Consider the following 17,816-nt stretch of genomic DNA (forward strand, 5'->3'; position numbering starts at 1 on the left):
TGGCGAGCAACCCACGCCAGGTCAGCTAAGGATGAGACCAGCCAGTAAAACGGTAAGGATAAGCGACAGCGGAACTGCAAGAAGGCAGCACAGCTCGAAAGTATTGGCTCGCCAAGAAGTCATTGGTCGCTTTTCCATGTTGGCCTCCTCCCTCAACGGCCAGACCGGGACGGCAGTTCCTAGATGGTGCTCATCCCCACCACTCATCATGCAATTGGCGCGGTTCGTTCCGCTTCCTGGTCATCCATCGTGCACGCGCCAAATGTGTCGCCCACGCCCGGAAAGCCCTCTCCGGTTCCCGCTCCGGATCAATGTGCAGAACGATACGGGCGACCTCGCGCCAATCGGTTCCTTCCGCCGAAGCATCGAGCAGCCGGATATAAGTAAGCATGCGATCTTCGTCATAACCGGTCAGAACCGAAGACGTCGGCGCTGCGTTCGCGATATGAAGGTTTGGCGGCTTTAGCATTGCGACCTACCAGCACTGGCGCACCGTAGCAGCCTATGAAGAAGCCGGCGCCCTTTGATCGGAGGATGCGGATCGAGATTCGCCTCGACGGTCGACAAATGCGGGCCTCGGGCGGTGGTTCCACGCCCAGCAGGGCTCACGCCTCACCCATGCGATCGGGTGGACGCAATCTATGTATTTTACTATGTATTTCAGTGGAACCTAATTTAGTCGGCGCAATTATGCGTGCGTGAGAAAGCGTGAAATCCAGACCGTCACTGAAAGCCGGCTATCGCGGGATCAGTTGGCCGATGATCCAGTGATTGCAGTCGATTTGACCGAACGGATATTGCAGGCGGCCGACAACGACAGGATAGTCTGCCTCGTCGTGGCAACGGAGCAGCTGGAAGCCGACCGCATCGAGAAAGCGGAGCCTCAGGAGACCAGGATTGCCGCTAGTTTCGTCCGGGACTTTGAGGTGATGCTGCTTGTTCTTTATGCGGCCTACGCCCTCGCTGTGCTGGGTGCGACCGCTTTCGTTTTGCTGGAACTGGGGCATGTCCTATAGATCGGCAAGGTGACGGGACTGGCACCGCCCGAGTGTCGCTGTTTTGACGGGACGCCGGGATACATACGGCGCGGACCACAACCAGCTCGAGGCTTGCGTCGACGGCCACCCTGCCGCACAGCCAGAGGCATTTTCGCCCACGCGGCGCTAATTGGGGCTCTCAGTTGGGGGCATCTTGCTAATTTGTGGAACGAGCCTGCCCCTCGCGGGTTTTTCTATTAGAGGGACGTTAATGAAGGAGGTAGCTATGAAGAAGCTCCTGCTTGCCTCGGTGATCGCCATCGCCTCGGCGGCTTCCGTGATTGGCCCGGCCAATGCCGGCGGCAGCGTCACGATCGGCATCGGCAACGGCTATGACGACGACTATTATTATCGCCACCATCGGTATTCCGATTACGACGATGAGTACGTCCCCCGTTACCGCTATGATGTCTATAACGAGGACTACGCGCCGCGCTACCGGTACCGGTACCACCGGCGCTGCCATACCGAAGTCATCAGGCACTGGCGTCATCACCACCGGATCATCGAAAGAATCCGTGTCTGCCGTCGTTGACGGATCGATCCGGCCGGTAGTGCCGGCCGGATCGGCGGGGCTCCTCATCTCGGCTTGCGCATCAGCATCATGCCGTAATGCACGGCCAATATGTCGAGCCCGATCTTGAGTAGTTTCACCACCACGTCGCGCGGTTCGCCCGCCTGTTCGGCCAGGCTCTTGACCGTTGCGTCGGCACAGCAGACCTTTTGCACGATGCCGGCGATCTCCCAATGGACAAGCGCCCTGGTGGCCTCGGCATGGTCGCGGCCGGCGGACAGGATGTGTTCTGCGACGCCGCTGCCGGTGCGGCCGCCGTCGACACGCTCGGCCCAAGCCATCGGCTTGGCGGTTGCCTCCGACGAACTGCGGAAATCCTGGCGGTAGCGCATCCCCGCCTCGCGCTGCTGGCGCGACAGCGAGGTGAGGCCGCTCAGCGGGTCGACATTGCGCACCCGCACGATGCCGCCGGTCGCGGTGTGGCCGTCATTGGAGACCTCATAGAGGCGCGCCGCCTCCTGCGTTCCTTTGGCCAGCCGCTTGCGGCCGAACCTGTCGTCCTTCAGCGCGAAATCATGGCCGATCTCCTTGCGGATGCGCACCTGCTCGGCCTCGCCCTTCGGCAATCGCGGCGGCCTGGCTTTGGTCTTCTGGGCGGTTTTGCTGCTCATCGGCTCGGTCCTCCTGGTTTTCCGTCGTCGGGCTCTGGCGAATTTCCGTCATCCACTGGGCTCAAATCGCTTCGGCCGGCAGCGTGCGCAGGAAGCGCGCCGCGTGATAGGCGCAATAACTTTTCGAAGGCTTTGTGCGCAGCCCGCAGCACAGCATGTCCAAACCGGGGCGACTGCCGGTGGCATCGTTTTCGGCATCCTCCTGCAGCGTCGTGTAGAGCGGCGCTCGGCAACGGTCGAAAAGGCAATCGATGAAGCGCATGGCGGCGAAATGTGGCTGGCGGCCACCGGCGGCGATCGGGCGCGGCGCCGGCATTTCGAGCGGCTCGCCATCGGACCCGGTGATCCGAGCCGGACCCGGCTGCCAGGCGGGCGGCGCCAGCCTGGCCGACAGCCTGGCGGGGCGGCAGCGTGGCTCGGCCGGTACTGCCCCTGCTTGGCCGGCGGGGTTCGACGGCTCTGGCGCCGATTTTCCATGCCGGCCGCCACACCAGCCCTTGGACCTGGCAAGGCCGATGGCGCGCAAAGGGGCCGTGCGGTGGACGATGCCGATGATGGCCGCGCGCGAGGCCGGGCGGCCGCCGAGCGCGGTCAACCGGGTAGCGATCTTCGCGGCCGACAATCCGCTCATCAGCCAGTTCTCGATTTGTTCCAGTTCCGAGGCGGAATAGCGGGCGGCCATGATGTTTTGTTCCCTGCAAAGATGGTTGTGTGTGCGGCGCCGGCTTCGCCCGCCTCAGGCTTGAAAGGCGGTCAGCCTTCTCGTGGTCTGCTGCGGTCGAGCTTCATCTCGGTCGCCTGCCTTGTTGCGCCGGACACTGCCTTGCCCCTCCGCTTGTCGAACGCGATGACCGTGCCATCTTCGGTACGGATCCAGGAAACCGCGGCATCCGCGTTGCCGGTCGACGGGTAATTCGTATCCGGAGCCGTGAGGGGAACGGCTCCGGCCGTTCCGGCGCTTGCGCTGCCGGATCCGAGGCGCGAGCCTCGGGCATCGTCCCGGCCGGGGAGGAGGACAGCCGCGACGAAGGGGAAAGGTTTGGCACATGCATGGCCTTGGCGATCGGTTGCGCTACCGCCTCTAGGCGAGCGCTGCCGGCGCGCTGAAGGGAGGATTCGAGGACCGAAAGCTGGTGAAGCGACTTGTGCATGAGCGTATAAGAGCATAACTCAAACAGAAATGCAAGCGATTCTTGCATAGACGAAACCGAATCTTATGCCTCAGATGGAGCCATGGCGAAAACTGCACTGTCGATCAAGGTCGGGGCGGCGATCCGCCGGGCGCGCAAGCAGCGCGGCCTGGTGATGCGCCACATTGCCGAGCACAACGACACCGACGTCGCTGCCGTCGGCAATTGGGAAACCGGGCGCAACCTGCCCAAGACCGAGAACCTTTTGAAGACCGCCGCCTTCCTGCGCGTCGACCCGGTGGCGCTCGGCAAGGGCGAGGTCGTCTTCCTCGAAGATGCCGGGCCGGTTGCCGATGCGGAGATCGTCACCGATCCTGGCCCCCTGCCCGCCGGGCCGATGGATATCCAGCTTCTCGGCACCGCCGTCGGCGGCGACGATGGCGACTTCACCTTCAACGGCCAGCCGGCCGGCTATGTCCAGCGGCCGCCGGGGATCCGGCATCTGCGCAACGTGTTTGCGCTGCACGTGCTGAGCGATTCGATGGTGCCGCGCTACGAGCCCGGCGAGATGATCTATTGCGGCGGCCGCGACGCCGTGCCCGGCGATCATGTGGTGATCGAGACGCTGCCCGAGGAGAACGAGCAAAACGGCAAGGCCTTCATCAAGAAGCTGGTCAAGCGCACCGCCGCTGAGCTGATCGTCGAACAGTACAATCCGCCCAAGACCCTGACCTTCAACCGCTATGCCATCAAGAACGTCTTCCGCGTCATCCCGCTCAAGGAACTGCTGGGGTATTGACGGACCGCTTTCCCTTCTCCCCTTGTGGGAGAAGGTGGATCGGCGCACAGCGCCGAGCCGGATGAGGGCTGGAAGAAACTCGGCGTCAAAAATACGGAACGATTTTTAGAGCCTTACGTCTTCCTAGTAGCGATCCGTCCAACACCCCTCATCCGACCGAGCTTCGCTCGGCCACCTTCTCCCACAAGGGGAGAAGGAAGTTCCCCCCTCAAGCCCGCCTCGACTGCTCCGGCTCTCGACCGTTGAGCAGGCGCGCCTCGGCGCGCACCCGTTGCCGGTCGTCGATGAAGGCGGCCTGGATCGAAACGGCGGCGCCCGGCAGGCCATCGGCACGGCAGGCCTTGCAGATGAGGCGCCCCGAAAGTGCTGATAGCGGTGTCTCCGGCCTCACCCCATGCCGCTTGAGCTCGGCCGGCTTCCACCACCTGTTACGGCCGCAATCGATGCACTCGACGGCAATCGAGACGACATCGGCGATCGTCGCTTCCTTGCCCGCTAATGCCATAGTCCATCCCCATTGTTCCTGCTTTGTTCCATATCATTATCGGTTTTCGGGGCGGAGTCGAGTCGGTTCCGCTTACATCAGAGTTAAAGTTTCGCTTGTTAGATTATTTGAGTTATGCTTATATATCATGCGGACTGGAATCGGCGCGAGCCACAGAACCGCAGCCGGCCGGCAGCAAGGGAGCGACGATGAACCCAGCCCAGTTCGCCCATGCCTGCGGCTATAGCGGCGACAGCCCGGCCATGCTTGCCGCTTTCGCGGCCATCCGCCAGGACGGCATCCGCAAGGCACGCCAGGGCCATCGCCAGCGCAAGGCGGCGATTGACCAGATGAAGCTGAGCCGCGTTCTGTTCCTGGCGGCGATCCGCCCGGCGCAGACAGCCGAGGAGGCACTCGAGGACGCCGCCCGCTTCCTGTCGATGTTCCGCAACATGCCGCGCTGGCGGCAGGAAAGGCGCGCCGCCGACCTCGCCCGTGCCAGACAGCAGCGCCTCTTCGCCCGCTTCTTCCGCCGCTACGGCCACCGCCTCTGGGCGCTCGAGATCACCTGAAGGCGCGCGCCTCCCTTGCAAGTCAAAACGGATATTGCGATCGCCGACGTCGCACCGTATGTCTTCGCGCGATGAGCGAGATCGAATTCCGTGCCGCGCAGGCGCCCGACCTGCCGGCGATCGTTGCAATGCTTGCCGACGATGTGCTCGGTGCAGACCGGGAAGACCCATCCACGCCGCTTGCGCCACCCTATCTCGATGCCTTCAGCGCAATCGATGCCGATCCCAACCAGTTGCTGGCCGTGGCTGTCGAGGCCGGGCAAGTGGTCGGGACCCTGCAACTCACCTTCCTTCCGGGTATCTCCAGGAAGGGTGCCTGGCGCGGCCAGATCGAAGGCGTTCGCGTCGCCCGGCAATGGCGCTCGCGCGGCGTCGGCAGACTGATGGTCGAATGGGCGATTGAAACGTGCCGTTCGCGCAATTGCAGCTTCGTCCAACTCACCACGGACAAAGGTCGACGGGAGGCGCACGCTTTTTACGAGCGCCTCGGTTTCACCGCCAGTCATCTGGGCTACAAGATGGCGCTGTAGATCAGCATTTCATCGCATTCAGCGCCACTGCTCATCTTCGCTACCCCACCCTGGATGGAGCATTGACAAGCCGGCCTATCGCCTTGCTCCATTCGCCCATGATTTACGACCGACCGTGGCTTGAAAAAGCCTTTCGCGCAAAGCCCCGACAGAAGTTCCTGTTCTTCTGGGGCCATGAGCCGTCCAAGGACGGCCGCACAACCGCGTCGTGCTTCAGTCAGTGGTGGCATTCGCCCTTTACCGTCGAGGGCCTGAGCTATCCGACTGCCGAACACTGGATGATGGCCGAGAAGGCACGCCTGTTTGGTGATGCTCAGACCGCAACGCAAATCCTCAGGGCGGCGAGCCCCAAGCAGGCAAAGCAGCTTGGCCGGCAGGTAAGCGGCTTCGATGGGGCCAAATGGGACACGAATAAATATCGCATCGTGACTGAAGGGAGCTTTCAGAAGTTCCGTCAGAACGCGGCGCTGTGCGAATATCTGTTGTCGACGCATGACCGGGTGCTGGTCGAGGCGAGCCCTGTCGACCGGGTGTGGGGTATCGGCCTTGCGGCGGATGATGAGAGGGCGGCTAACCCGCTGCTGTGGCGCGGCGAGAACCTGTTGGGATTCGCGCTCATGCAGGCCCGCGATCGGCTGCGCGGCTGAACATTGCCGTCCGCCCGTCATCGGCGGCCCCCGCGCTGCTTGACAATTCGCCCGCAATGTTCTCTTTATGTTCCTATCATAACGCGAGACAATGCGGCGTTCGAGCGGCCGCGGGCGAACGGGCCGGATGGAAGCCAACATCCTCCACGCGGATCTGGATGCCTTCTATGCCTCGGTCGAACAATTGCTCGACCCGGCCTTGCGCGGCAAGCCCATTGCCGTCGGCGGCGGGGTCGTGCTTGCCGCATCCTATGAGGCCAAGGCGTTCGGCGTGCGCGGCGGCACGCCGGGACGGCGGGCGCGGGAACTCTGCCCGCAACTCATCTTCGTCGGCGGCCATTTCAAGGATTATCAGCGGCTGGGCGATGCGGCAATCAAGGTGCTCGGCGATTTCACGCCGGTGGTCGAGCGGATTTCGATCGACGAGGCCTTTGCCGACGTCGCCGGCTGCACCCACCTCTTCGGCTCGCCGGCCGAGATCGCCGGCAAGATACGCCGCCGCGTGCGGGCCGAGCTCGGCTTGCCGATCTCGGTCGGCGTGGCCCGCACCAAGCATCTGGCCAAGATCGCCTCACAAGTGGCCAAGCCCGACGGGCTCGTGGTGGTCGATCCGCGCCACGAGCTGGAGTTCCTGCACCACCTGCCGGTCGGGCTGATGTGGGGTATCGGCCCGGTCACCAGGGAGCGGCTGGCCGGTATCGGCGTCAACACATCGGCGAGTTGGCGAAGACCAACAGTGGCGCGCTGGAGCGCCTGCTCGGGCCGGCGGCGGGAGAGAAACTGAACGCGCTGGCGTGGAACCGCGATCCGCGCAAGCTTGAGACGCAGCGCCGGGCGCGCTCGGCCGGCGCGCAATCGGCGCTCGGCCGAAAACCGGCCGACGAGCAGGTCTTCGTCCCCGCCCTGCTGCATCTGGCCGACAGGGTCGCCACCAGGTTGCGTGCGAAATCCCGGCCCGGCCGCACGGTGACGGTTCGCGTCCGCTTTGCCGATTTGCGCTCGGTGACGCGCTCGGTCACGCTCGACCAGCCGATTTCGGCAACCGCGATGCTGGCCGAGATCGCCGAGGCGCTGGTGCGCAAGGTGCTCATCGACCATCCGCACGAAAAGACAATCTCGCTGCTGGCGATCGCCGTATCGCATCTGGAGCAGCATGCCGGCCTGCAACTGGAACTGCCGCTCGGGCTCGACGACGACCGCCGCCGCCCCGGCACCCGGAAGGGCGCGGCGCGCTGGACCGCGGATCGCGCCATCGACAAGATCCGCGACCGCTTCGGCTGGGAGGCGGTCGGCTACGCCTCGGTCGCGCCCGGACTACAGCGGTCGGTTCCCGACGCATTTCGGGAGCTGGCCGAGAAGGAATTGTGAGTTGCGCGGCGGCGGCGAAAAAAAGAAGAATTATCCGACAGGAGCCAGGGGCGATACGGCCGGCCCGTTCAAAGCCGTGCCGTCGACGGCAAAATGCGAGCCGTGGCAGGGGCAGTCCCAGCAGCGTTCCAATGAGTTCCAATGGACATGGCAACCGACATGAGTACATGCGGCCGAGCGCTTGTGGAGCGTGCCGTCCTCATCGCGAAAAGCCGCGACTTTGGTAAGCCCTTCGCGCACGATAGCGCCCTCTCCCGGCCGCAGCTTATCGGCGGAATCGATTTCGCCAGGCGCGACATACTCGGCAAAACTCCTGATCGCTGTCGCATTCTCCACCAAATAGTCGCCGATCGCGCGTGCCGTCTTGCGGGAGGGTTCGTAAAGTTCCCGCCAAGGGCTTTCCCCCTTCAGGATCAGGTCGGAAACCAATTGGCCGGCAACAACCCCATGGGTGATGCCCTGACCGGAATCGCCGGTGACCACGAAGACATGCCGGTTGCCGGGATTGCGGCCGATGAACCCGGCATAGTCGACGGTCTCCATCACCTGCCCGGACCATCGATTGGTTTCCGCGCCGATATCGGGCACCAATTTTTTGATCCAGTCCGCCAGGGCCGCGAAGCGGTTGTCGGCATCGTCGGCCTGCCCTGTCTTGTGGTCCTCACCACCGACGATCAGAAAGTCGGTTTTGCCTTCACCAGGCTGCAGGCGAACGTAGTGATAGGGATCCAGCGTGTCCCAATAGAGTGCATCCGGCAAAACGTCGCGCGCGATCTCGAACGACATCGCGTAGGTCCGATACGGCGCTTGCTTGGTGTGGAGCGCGACCCGATCGTTGATCGGCGAATTAGTGGCGACAACGGCCGATCTGGCAGACACGGTAAAGCCCGAGACCGTGCTTACGCGGACGCCGCCGTCGGTCTCCGCGACCTTGTCGACGATGGTCTCCGCATAAAGCATGCCGCCGCGCGCGCGAATGCCCGCAGCCAGCCCGCGGAGATATTTGAGGGGGTGAAATGTCGCCTGATTGGCGTAGCGAAGGACGGGCGTATCCGAAAAGCCTGCAAACGACACGCCTGCGGTTTTCTCGACGTCGACACCAATCTTCAGAGCGGCGCCCAGTTCGCGCTCGATGACGGATTCCCTTCTGCCTGACGCCGGAAACAGAAAGCCGTCGAGGCGGCGGAAATCACACGCGATACCCTCTGCTTCCTGGATCGATTGGACACGGTCGATAGCAGCCGACTGGCTTTGGTAGTAAATCCGCGCCAGTTCCTCGCCGCGCAATTTGATCAGTTCCGAAAAATAGTCGTCGCAGATCGACGACAGATGCGCGGTGGTGCGTGCCGTCATGCCGCTTCCGATCCGGCCGCGGTCGAGCACCGCCACCTTTTGCCCGGCGATCGCCAGTTCGTAGGCGACCGACAGTCCGGCAATGCCAGATCCGACGACCACCACATCGACCTGTTCACTCCGCTCGAGCGGAATCGCCTCAGGCGCGACTTCGGTTGCCGCCCAAAGCGATACAGTCCTTTCATCGCTGACATTCATGGCGGAACCTCCAGACGTGATAGCCGGTAAACGGGCGCGAGGGTTCAAAGTTCCTCGACGCCTGAATGCCTGCGTAAGCTTGACGGCACCGCCGGTCCGCCCCGACGCGTTGTGAGCCGGCCTGGCTGGGCGGTGCGATGCACTTTGGGTCAGGAGGTATCGTTTCCTGCAAATGCGAGATTCGAGGCAGCCCTGGTCGTCAGACCAAAAGCGTTGCGCCGCCCCAAGCGATCAGGGCGGTGCCGGCCGCCCGACCAACCACCGGCCGGCAGGAAACACCGGTTCGACGAGAACCCACGAAGGTCCGAAAATGCCCCAGAAGTGGGCGTTCGGCAGCGATCCGAGCAGCAACGATTTGGCAGAACCGGAAATCGGCATGGAATGTCGCAATCATCATCATGTCCCCGTCCAAGTTGTGGACACTTCCTTCTCAAAGGCGCACTCTTGGCATGCGAAACGCGAGCCAGAGTTTCGTCCAACGCTTCACATGCCTGACTTGCGTCGGTGATTGTCTGAGCCATCCGGATATTTCCGGGTTGGCAGACCTCACATTGTGTCGCCTATCCGTGATCAGGCTACGGCCGAAGGCACGTTGCAGCCCGTTCCGGATCAACTGGGAGGTAAACAACATGCCTGATTTTCAGCGCAGAGAACTTCTTGTTCAAGGAAGCGCGGCTCTTGCCGCAATTGCTGCTCTCTATACCTCGCGTCGGGCTTACGCTTTTCCAACACGGCCGAGCGAGGAAGTTATTCCATGGCTGGATCAGCCGACCGAAAATCCCGATCCGGTAGGTATCCAGAAACAGCTTGTCTGGGAGGATTTGGATAGCTGGATAACGCCAAACGACAAGTTCTTCAGCATCTCGCATTTCAACCGACCAACGATCGACGAGAAGACATGGTCGATGGAGATCGGAGGCCTGGTCAAGAAGCCCTTAAAATTGACGCTCGCCGACATCAGGGCACGACCGCGGCAGGAGGTCGTTTTCACAGTGGAATGCTCGGGCAACCACGGGTTTCCCTTTTTCACCGGCGGCATCGGCAATGCCCGCTGGGCTGGGACGCCGCTCGCCCCGATCCTCGAGGAAGCCGGCGTTCTGGAGAAGGGCATCGAGGTCGTCTTTTTCGGTACTGACAAAGGCGAGGTCGCAATACGCGACGTCAAGATGCAGCAGAACTTCGCTCGCAGCATGTCGCTCGCCGACGCGATGAACCCCGATAATCTCCTCTGCTATGAAATGAATGGAGCCGTCTTGCCGGCGCCCAATGGCTTCCCGGTACGGCTCATTGCGCCAGGCTGGTACGGGATCGCCAACGTCAAGTGGCTAAAGCGCATCGAGGTTCGCGATACGCGGTTCATGAGCCTTCTGATGGCCCGTGACTATGTGACCATCCGGGAGGAGGACCACAACGGCGAGACCGTATGGGCCGAGACGTCAGTCGGGCGAGCGCTGATAAAGTCCGCGCCTGCGAAGGTTACCCGGAAAGACTCAGATTACCGCATCGTTGGCGCAGCCTGGGGGGCGCCGATCGACCGGGTCGAAGTGCAAATCGACCAGGGGCCTTGGGCACCAGCGACCATTGACCACAGTGAGGAGGCAGAACACGCCTGGAAAATTTGGTCCCTGGCTTGGGCAAATCCCTCTCCTGGAGAACACACGGTGACCTCGCGCGCGGTCAGCACCACGGGACAAATTCAACCGGCGATGGACGATCCCTTGATTGCCAAGAAACACACATACTGGGAGAGCAATGGCCAGGTGACGCGCCGCGTGCGTATCGGCTAGAGCATTTTGCAGCCAAATGGAATCATTTTGCGTCCGCATAAATGCGGCAAAACAAATAGTTAGAGCGGGCTACCGGTTCCAGGAGAGCCGGAACCGCTCTAAGAACTTGCTGCCATGTGGCAATTGCGTTTGGGTCAACCAGGAAGAGGCTGCCTGATCCGAAAGCTGGCGCCGCTCTATATCGAGCATGACGGCTGTGGGCCGTAGATCCTCTTCGCGACGATACCGCTCCCCGAAATCGGAAGCGGAGCCCTTCAGCTTGGTGGCCGAGGCGATGGCAGACTTGTTCGGTGGCGTAACCTTGGCCACGTCGCCTCCGCGCGCCATCTCGGCAAGCCCCTCACCGCTCTATCGTACTGATCTCCGCATCGGGCAAGCACCAGGGTGCGTAGCGGAAATCGCGGATCTGGATGACCTCCTCGCCCGCCCATTCGACCAGCATGAAGCCGCGCACGGCGCCGTCCGGGTCCCCAGGGTTGCGGATGAGGATCGCCGGCCGGCCGTCGACAAAGCCCAGCGACAGCGCCCAATCGGTCGCGCGGTCGCAATTGCCGAAATAGGTCGACACCTCGGCCTTGCCGCGCAGGCGGACGCGGTTGACGACATCGAGCCGGACGTCCTCGGCGATCAGAGCCCTGACCGCGTCGAAGTCGCGGGCGTTGAACAGGTCGACATAGCGCCGCAGCCGGCGCTCGTCATCGGCGTCGAGCCTCGGCGCGAGCGCCTGCTCGGGCTGCAGCGCCAGCAGCTTGAGCTGGGCCCGCCCGCGATGCAGCGCGGCCTTGGTGGCGGCGAGCGTCGCGCCGGTGACTTCGCAGGTCTCGTGCAGGCTGAGGCCGAGCACGTCGACCAGGATCACGGCGCTGCGCTGCGGCACCGAAAGCTGCATGAAGGAGCGCAGGCCGGTCTGGGCGGCGAGCCGGCTGTCGGCGCTACCGGAGGGGTCCTCGATGACGCTCATGTCGGCCTCGGTCATGCGCGACCTTTCCCGATTGCGCCGCCGCAGATGATCCTGCGCGGCATTGTGGGCGATGCGAAACAGCCATTGCTCCGGCCGTTCGACCATCGCGCCGCCGTCGATCGCCTGCAGCGCCTTGATCAGCACCTCTTGGACGATATCCTCGCCGTCGATCACCGAGCCGGCCATGCGCGCGCAGTAGCGATGCAGCCTTGGCCGCAACCCGACGAGCATCGCCTCCAAAGTCGCCCTGTTCATTTTCGGCGTAGCGTCCCATTTCTGCGCGAGCGGCATGGCAGGCGCTACCCGGCTTTTTGATCCGCCAGCATACGATAGTTGCCGATGACTTTGACAGGCGATCGCATTGCCGGGGTGGAGCGGCGCTGGGCGTGGTTTTCCGTAAACGCCTTGAAGGCCGCAAGCCCGGTCAGCGCCGACGAATCGCCGTCCTGACCGACGATGTGGACGAACGAACCGTCGTCCAGCTCGAGCACGAGATAGCGCACCGTCGGCGGCGCCGCCTCGGCAAGCGCTTCGAACACTTTTTCGACCAGCGCGCGGTTCTCTTCCAGGTCGGCTTGGTTCACACCATATCGAATGAGCGCATAATTCATCGTCGTCTCCTGACTGGTTGGTATGAACGAAGGACGACCGGCCGCGCTGAAAAGATTCTCATTACCGAAGAATCTTTTCGGTTGCCCGGATCGTCTTTCCCGCGTGGGCGGCTGCGCGGCAGCCATCAAGCAGGAGAGACGATCATGCATATCCAGTTTGCCGAGCTTCCAGTGTTCGACCAGGACCGTGCCAAGGCGTTCTACACCAGGCATCTCGCCTGTCAGGTGCTGGCCGACCAGAAGATGGGCGATGGCGGCTGGCGCTGGATCGAGCTGGCATTTCCGCATGCGGTGACGAACCTGCACTTCATCAGGCGCACCGACGACGCCCCCGGCGCGGAGCCGGTATTGGTGCTGGTCGACGAAAATGTCGGAGCAATGAGCGCGGCGTTGAAGGCGAGCGGCGTCGAGATCGTCACCGAACCGCATGAGGCGCCCTGGCAGCCGGGCCGCACGGTGGCGGAGTTTCGCGATAGCGAAGGCAACCGCATGGTCCTCGCCAGCCGATGAGCCACCGGAGCTCTCTGTCCGGCCGCGCGTCGTACCTAAGTCCTACCTCCGGCCGGACCATCGGCCGTGCTTCCTTCGCATTATTATTTCGTGACCTCTGCGCCCCGGAACCTTCCCTTGCATCGGGCGTTCGGGCGCTGTATTCGCGATGCCTCATATTTAGGCAGGCGGAGGAAATGCGAATAAGGGCGGGTGGCAAAACAAACATGGGCCGGGGAGGAGCATCTTACCATGTCGAACCGTAAAATCGGAATGTCCCACAGTTTGGGGCTGCGCGTTGCTGACCTCAAAGCCAGAATGCGAAGCGCCCAGATCACCGAGCACGAGATGAAGACGTTTCAGAAAGTTGCCGCCATCATGGGAGGCGCCGAAGGCTCCCTGCGGCTGGATGCCGACGATCTGATCGCCGCATCCTTCCTTGCCGACCCTTAGAAGATCTCCCGCTACCCAGGTGAAGGGGGTGAACGCTGGTCAAATCCTATCGGGATTGAACCTGCGATTCCCTCCGGCGGAGCATCCGCCAGCCCAAGCCGCATGCCAGGAGGACGTTGGCCAGCGCCAGACCGGAAAGCGCGGCCAACGTCCCATGCGGGCCGAAGCGCTCCAGCAGCAATGCGCCGGCCGAGGGTGCCGCCGCCTGGGCGATCAGGCTCGGCATGGCGAGGCGACCCATTAGTCTCGCATAGCCGTTCGAGCCGAACAGCGCGAGCGGCAGCGTTCCCCGTGCGATGGATTCGAGGCCGATGCCCGCGCCATAGAAACCGAGCGCCACCGGGATGATTGGCATGCCGGCCCAGAGCGCCGAAACGCCGATCGCCACAAAGGCAACCGAGGCGAACTTGGTCAGGATCGGATGGTGGTAGCGCGCGATCATCATCTCGATCGCGCGCGCCGCCACCTGAGACGGGCCGACCAGAGCGCCGAGCCCGACAGCCGCGGCCAGCGCCATGCCGCTGCCCTGCAGGATGGTGAGCAGATGCACCGACAGCGTCGAGGAGATTACCGCCGCAAGCGTGAGGGTCGCGGCCAGAACGATCATGATCGACGGATCCATATTGTTTTCCAGGACCGGTGCCGCCTCCTTCAATTCTGGTTTGACTGCCGGTTGCGGCGCCGCGCGGGGCAGGATCACCAGATAGAGCGGAAGCGCAATTGCCAGCTGAAAGGCGGCGTAAACCAGGCAGGTGCCGCGCCAGCCGACCTCCCCCAGCAGCAAGGCTGAGATCGGCCAGCAGATCGTGCTCGCAAGACCGCCGAACAGCGTCAGCGCGGTGATTGCGGAGCGCGCGCCGTGGCCGTAGTGGCGGCCAAGCGTGGCGAAAGCGGCATCGTAGAGCCCCGCACCCATGCCCAGTCCGATGATCAGCCAGGCAGCGACATAGGCCGCAAGGTTGGGAGCAAGGGCTAGCCCGATCTGGCCGACCCCGATGCATCCGGCGCTGAATGCCAGGACGTTGCGGCCGCCATGCCGCTCGATCGATGAACCGACGCGCGGAGAGATCAATCCCGCCATGAGCAAGCCGAGAGACAGCCCGCCGACAACCCATGCCAGCGGCCAGCCGGTATCGGAGGAGACCGCCGGTGCAATGACCGCGGGAAGATAGTAGGACGATCCCCACGCCATGATCTGCGTCAGGCCAAGCGTGGTTATGATCGCACCGCTGCTGCGCAGGATGGCCGTCGAAGGCGGCGAAAGGCTCATGCGGCGACGCTGCAGCCGCAACCGCTTTTGCCGATCGCCTTTGCGTCGACATCGGCGACACAGCAGGCATCCGAAGCGGCGGGCGCCGGCCCGCCGCAGCACCCCTTATCGGCAGTACCGATCGTCGGCACGGTGCAGACGCCGGTCTCCGGCAGCACGAGCTGGACATTGTCGGCCGCCACCATGTCTCCGGCGATCGCCGCCGCGACCGAGCGGACCTGCTCATAGCCGGTCAGCAGCAGGAAGGTCGGCGCGCGGCCATAGCTCTTGATGCCGACCGTATAGAACCCTTGCTCTGGATGGCTGAGCTCGCGGTGGCCGTGCGGCGGCACGTCGCCGCAGGAGTGCTCGTTGGGATCGATCAGCGGCCCCAGTGCCTTGACGCTTTCCAGCCACGGATCGAGCTCGAGCCGAAGCTCGCGCGTCAGCGACAGATCCGGGCGTTGTCCGGTCGCGGCGATGATGCGGTCGACCGGGCCAAGCGCCTGCAAGCCGTCCCTGGTCTGGCCTTCGACGACCAGCCGTCCGTCGGCATCGCGGATCGAAACAGCCGCAAAGCCCGTCACCAGCCTGACGCCGCCGCTCTCGGCGAGTTCGCGCACTTCGGCGCCGAGTTCGCCCCGTGCCGGCAATTGGTCGGCATCGCCGCCGCCATAGATGCGCACCAGATCGGTGCCGCGCGTTGTCCAGATGAAAGCCGTGCCGGCCTCCACATTTGCCAGGCTGGCGAGATCCAGCACCGCATTGGCGGCCGAATGGCCGGAGCCGGCGACCAGCGTCGTCTTCCCCGCATAAAGGCTGCGGTCGCGGCCGAGAATATCGGGTATGCCGTAGGCGATGCGGTCGGCAAATTCGGCTTCGCCTTCTGCAGGAATTCCGCCGGCGCCGAGCGGGTTCGGCATCTGCCAGGTTCCCGACGCATCGATGACGGCGCGGGCGCTGTCGCGCCTGGTGCCGGTGGCGGTTTCGACCACCAGCATGAATGGCCGGTTCCCGCGTCCCTTGCTCAGCACCTTGTCGGCGCCCCAGCGCGAAATGCCGAAGACGCGGACGCCGGTTTCGATCGACGGCGACAATTGCGGAAGCTTTGCAAGCGGCTCGAGATAGTCCGCGACGAGGTCGTCCGCGGTCGGGAATGCCTCGGGCTCGGGCATCCGCCAGCCATGCGCCTCGAGCAGGTCTCTGGCCGCCTGATCGACGCAATAGCGCCAAGGCGTGAACACCCGGACATGGCCCCAATCCCTGAGATTGGATGCAACCGCATTGCCGGCTTCATAGACTTTGACAGGAACGCCCTGCGCGATGAGGTGGACCGCTGCCGCCAGACCGACCGGCCCGGCGCCGATCACCGCCACAGGGAGTTTTTCGATCGTATCCATATCTTCCATCCTTCCGGTAATTTCGAATTATAATGCCAAAAAAATCACGCCGCCGTTTTGGCGACCGCTTCCGCCGATGCCGGCGCACAGGTGCCGTCGGCGCAGCATTCGTCCGCGAGGTATCCGATGAGCCCGTTCATGGCGGGATAGTTGGCCCGGCAGATCAGCGTGGTCGCCTGGCGCTCCTGCGTTACCAGGCCGGTGTCGACCAGCCGCTTGAGGTGATGCGACAGCGTCGAGGCGGCGATGCCGAGCCTGTCCTGGATGCGCCCGACCGGCAGCCCCTCATCGCCGGCTCGCACCAGCGTCCGATAGAGCTGCAACCGCGTCGGGTTGCCGAGGGCTTCAAGTTGCGCGGCTGCTTTTTCGAGTTTCATGGAAATAAGCTATTTCCAGAATCGCTGCACGTCAAGAGAATTTCGACAAAGATCGAAATAAGACGATATCTAGCCGACGCGCTTACCGCTGGCGTCGATGACGACCTCGCCGTCCTCCTTGGTGAACGGGCCGATATCCGGATTGGGCAGGATATCGAGCACCGCTTCGGAGGGTCGGGCGAGCATGGTGCCGAGCGGCGTCACCACGATAGGCCGGTTGATCAGGATCGGATGCGCCAGCATGAAATCGAGGATCTCGTCGTCGCTCCACTTGGGGTCGCCCAGGCCGAGTTCGCCATAGGGCGTGCCCTTCTCTCGTAGCAATTGGCGCGGCGTCATGCCCATCGCCGCGATCAGCTCGACGAGTTTTTGCCGCGATGGCGGGTTCTTCAGATATTCGATCACCTCCGGCTCCTCGCCGGACTGCCTGATCATGGCCAGCGTGTTGCGCGAGGTGCCGCAATCGGGGTTGTGGTAGATGGTGATGGTCATTGCGCAGCTTTCATCTGTCGGACTGGTTTCGGTTGGACGAGCAGCCACCCTGCCAATGCCATGGCCAGCAACGCGCCCAAAAGCTCGGCGGCGATGAACCCCGCCAGATCGGCGGGGCGGATCCCGGCAAACGTGTTGGAGAACGCACGGGCGATGGCGACGGCCGGATTGGCGAAGGATGTCGACGCGGTGAACCAATAGGCGGCGGTGATATAGAGCCCGACCAGCCAGGGGATCGAATCCGGACGTGAGCGCAGGCCGGCGAGGATGGTGAAGACCAGCCCGAAGGCGGCAACCAGCTCCGCAATCCATTGCCCGCTTCCGGTTCGCACCGTCGCCGACACTTGCAGGATCGGCAGTTCGAACATCGCATGCGCGAGCAACGTTCCGGCGATGCCGCCGGCAATCTGGGCGGCGACGTAAGCAAGCGCCGCGTTCGTTTCGATCTCGCGTCGAAGCGCAAATACCAGCGTCACCGCCGGGTTGAAGTGCGCTCCGGATATCGGCCCGAATATGGTGATGAGCACGACCAGGATCGCCCCGGTCGGCAAGGTGTTGCCGAGCAGGGAGACGGCGACATCATTGCTCAGCCTGTCAGCCATGATGCCGGAACCGACCACGGTGGCGACCAGCAGAGCTGTGCCGAGGGCTTCGGCGGCAAGGCGGCGGGAAAGATTGACCAAGACGAACCTCC

At 63.4% G+C, this 17,816-nt stretch carries 22 protein-coding genes and 1 pseudogene; 10 read left to right on the forward strand and 13 right to left on the reverse strand.

What is annotated here, in order from left to right; translation table 11 throughout:
• Positions 1-190 precede the first annotated feature (190 nt).
• On the reverse strand, positions 191-469 hold the full coding sequence (locus tag NKJ84_RS19460; protein WP_352507806.1) for a DUF2285 domain-containing protein: 279 nt from the start codon (positions 467-469) through the stop codon (positions 191-193).
• A 283-nt stretch (positions 470-752) separates the two neighbouring features.
• On the opposite strand from NKJ84_RS19460, the gene NKJ84_RS19465 reads away from it, so the two are divergent.
• Entirely contained in the window at positions 753-1,016 is a 264-nt protein-coding gene (locus tag NKJ84_RS19465) for a hypothetical protein (protein WP_254819672.1), read from the forward strand.
• A 247-nt stretch (positions 1,017-1,263) separates the two neighbouring features.
• Positions 1,264-1,572, forward strand: coding sequence for a hypothetical protein (locus NKJ84_RS19470; protein WP_292664589.1), 309 nt, complete (start codon positions 1,264-1,266; stop codon positions 1,570-1,572).
• Between the two features lie 44 nt (positions 1,573-1,616).
• Here NKJ84_RS19470 and NKJ84_RS19475 read toward each other — a convergent pair whose 3' ends face one another.
• Both NKJ84_RS19475 and NKJ84_RS19480 read right to left on the reverse strand, forming a co-directional pair.
• Positions 1,617-2,222 carry a DUF6456 domain-containing protein gene (locus NKJ84_RS19475; RefSeq protein WP_352507807.1) on the reverse strand — a complete coding sequence of 202 codons (606 nt, stop codon included), beginning with the start codon at positions 2,220-2,222 and terminating at the stop codon, positions 1,617-1,619.
• 61 nt (positions 2,223-2,283) lie between these two features.
• A complete protein-coding gene (locus NKJ84_RS19480) occupies positions 2,284-2,904 on the reverse strand; it encodes a GcrA cell cycle regulator (protein WP_352507808.1) in 621 nt (206 codons plus the stop codon).
• Positions 2,905-3,455: 551 nt separating this feature from the next.
• Between NKJ84_RS19480 and NKJ84_RS19485 the strand changes: the two genes are divergently transcribed.
• Positions 3,456-4,151, forward strand: a complete 696-nt coding sequence (locus NKJ84_RS19485) for an XRE family transcriptional regulator (RefSeq protein WP_292663302.1) — start codon at positions 3,456-3,458, stop codon at positions 4,149-4,151.
• Positions 4,152-4,359: 208 nt separating this feature from the next.
• Here the strand turns inward: NKJ84_RS19485 and NKJ84_RS19490 are convergent, their stop codons facing one another.
• Positions 4,360-4,656 (reverse strand): hypothetical protein, encoded by a 297-nt coding sequence (locus tag NKJ84_RS19490; protein WP_352507809.1) that lies wholly within the window; start codon positions 4,654-4,656, stop codon positions 4,360-4,362.
• Positions 4,657-4,844: 188 nt separating this feature from the next.
• On the opposite strand from NKJ84_RS19490, the gene NKJ84_RS19495 reads away from it, so the two are divergent.
• The 4 genes and pseudogenes from NKJ84_RS19495 to dinB all read left to right on the forward strand — a co-directional run bounded on the left by NKJ84_RS19495 (position 4,845) and on the right by dinB (position 7,752).
• Entirely contained in the window at positions 4,845-5,207 is a 363-nt protein-coding gene (locus NKJ84_RS19495; protein WP_352507810.1) for a hypothetical protein, read from the forward strand.
• 71 nt (positions 5,208-5,278) lie between these two features.
• The gene (locus tag NKJ84_RS19500) at positions 5,279-5,737 is read left to right on the forward strand and encodes a GNAT family N-acetyltransferase (RefSeq protein WP_352507811.1); all 459 of its coding nucleotides are present in this window, start codon (positions 5,279-5,281) and stop codon (positions 5,735-5,737) included.
• A 98-nt stretch (positions 5,738-5,835) separates the two neighbouring features.
• On the forward strand, positions 5,836-6,384 hold the full coding sequence (gene ybiA / locus NKJ84_RS19505) for a riboflavin biosynthesis intermediates N-glycosidase (protein WP_352507812.1): 549 nt from the start codon (positions 5,836-5,838) through the stop codon (positions 6,382-6,384).
• 127 nt (positions 6,385-6,511) lie between these two features.
• Positions 6,512-7,752 (forward strand): annotated as a pseudogene (gene dinB / locus NKJ84_RS19510) (DNA polymerase IV).
• A gap of 30 nt (positions 7,753-7,782) precedes the next feature.
• Here dinB and NKJ84_RS19515 read toward each other — a convergent pair.
• Positions 7,783-9,303 carry an FAD-dependent oxidoreductase gene (locus NKJ84_RS19515; RefSeq protein WP_352507813.1) on the reverse strand — a complete coding sequence of 507 codons (1,521 nt, stop codon included), beginning with the start codon at positions 9,301-9,303 and terminating at the stop codon, positions 7,783-7,785.
• Between the two features lie 629 nt (positions 9,304-9,932).
• Here NKJ84_RS19515 and NKJ84_RS19520 point away from each other — a divergent pair.
• Complete coding sequence (locus NKJ84_RS19520; protein ID WP_352475735.1) at positions 9,933-11,090, forward strand: sulfite oxidase; 1,158 nt, start codon at positions 9,933-9,935, stop codon at positions 11,088-11,090.
• A gap of 69 nt (positions 11,091-11,159) precedes the next feature.
• Here NKJ84_RS19520 and NKJ84_RS19525 read toward each other — a convergent pair whose 3' ends face one another.
• The 3 genes from NKJ84_RS19525 to NKJ84_RS19535 are packed head-to-tail and all read right to left on the reverse strand — an operon-like array spanning position 11,160 to position 12,662.
• Entirely contained in the window at positions 11,160-11,399 is a 240-nt protein-coding gene (locus tag NKJ84_RS19525) for a hypothetical protein (protein WP_352507814.1), read from the reverse strand.
• Between the two features lie 31 nt (positions 11,400-11,430).
• On the reverse strand, positions 11,431-12,342 hold the full coding sequence (locus tag NKJ84_RS19530; RefSeq protein WP_352507815.1) for a sigma-70 family RNA polymerase sigma factor: 912 nt from the start codon (positions 12,340-12,342) through the stop codon (positions 11,431-11,433).
• A gap of 8 nt (positions 12,343-12,350) precedes the next feature.
• A complete protein-coding gene (locus NKJ84_RS19535; protein ID WP_352507816.1) occupies positions 12,351-12,662 on the reverse strand; it encodes a hypothetical protein in 312 nt (103 codons plus the stop codon).
• 144 nt (positions 12,663-12,806) lie between these two features.
• Here NKJ84_RS19535 and NKJ84_RS19540 point away from each other — a divergent pair, with 144 nt between their 5' ends.
• On the forward strand, positions 12,807-13,172 hold the full coding sequence (locus NKJ84_RS19540) for a VOC family protein (protein WP_352507817.1): 366 nt from the start codon (positions 12,807-12,809) through the stop codon (positions 13,170-13,172).
• Between the two features lie 231 nt (positions 13,173-13,403).
• On the forward strand, positions 13,404-13,604 hold the full coding sequence (locus NKJ84_RS19545; protein WP_352507818.1) for a hypothetical protein: 201 nt from the start codon (positions 13,404-13,406) through the stop codon (positions 13,602-13,604).
• Between the two features lie 46 nt (positions 13,605-13,650).
• Here the strand turns inward: NKJ84_RS19545 and NKJ84_RS19550 are convergent, their stop codons facing one another.
• From NKJ84_RS19550 to NKJ84_RS19570, 5 genes are all read right to left on the reverse strand, one after another.
• Entirely contained in the window at positions 13,651-14,874 is a 1,224-nt protein-coding gene (locus NKJ84_RS19550; protein WP_352507819.1) for an MFS transporter, read from the reverse strand.
• Positions 14,871-16,253, reverse strand: a complete 1,383-nt coding sequence (locus tag NKJ84_RS19555) for an NAD(P)/FAD-dependent oxidoreductase (protein ID WP_352507820.1) — start codon at positions 16,251-16,253, stop codon at positions 14,871-14,873. Before NKJ84_RS19555 ends, NKJ84_RS19550 begins: the two co-directional genes overlap by 4 nt.
• Positions 16,254-16,297: 44 nt before the next feature.
• Positions 16,298-16,630 carry an ArsR/SmtB family transcription factor gene (locus NKJ84_RS19560; protein WP_254819693.1) on the reverse strand — a complete coding sequence of 111 codons (333 nt, stop codon included), beginning with the start codon at positions 16,628-16,630 and terminating at the stop codon, positions 16,298-16,300.
• 69 nt (positions 16,631-16,699) lie between these two features.
• Positions 16,700-17,122 (reverse strand): arsenate reductase (glutaredoxin), encoded by a 423-nt coding sequence (gene arsC / locus NKJ84_RS19565; RefSeq protein ID WP_254819694.1) that lies wholly within the window; start codon positions 17,120-17,122, stop codon positions 16,700-16,702.
• Positions 17,119-17,805: an aquaporin gene (locus NKJ84_RS19570; protein WP_352507821.1), complete on the reverse strand. Its 687-nt coding sequence runs from the start codon at positions 17,803-17,805 to the stop codon at positions 17,119-17,121. The genes arsC and NKJ84_RS19570 overlap by 4 nt, the downstream gene beginning before the upstream one ends.
• Positions 17,806-17,816 lie beyond the last annotated feature (11 nt).

The sequence above is a fragment of the Mesorhizobium sp. M0048 genome (genome assembly GCF_040323405.1).
Taxonomy (GTDB): Bacteria; Pseudomonadota; Alphaproteobacteria; order Rhizobiales; family Rhizobiaceae; genus Mesorhizobium.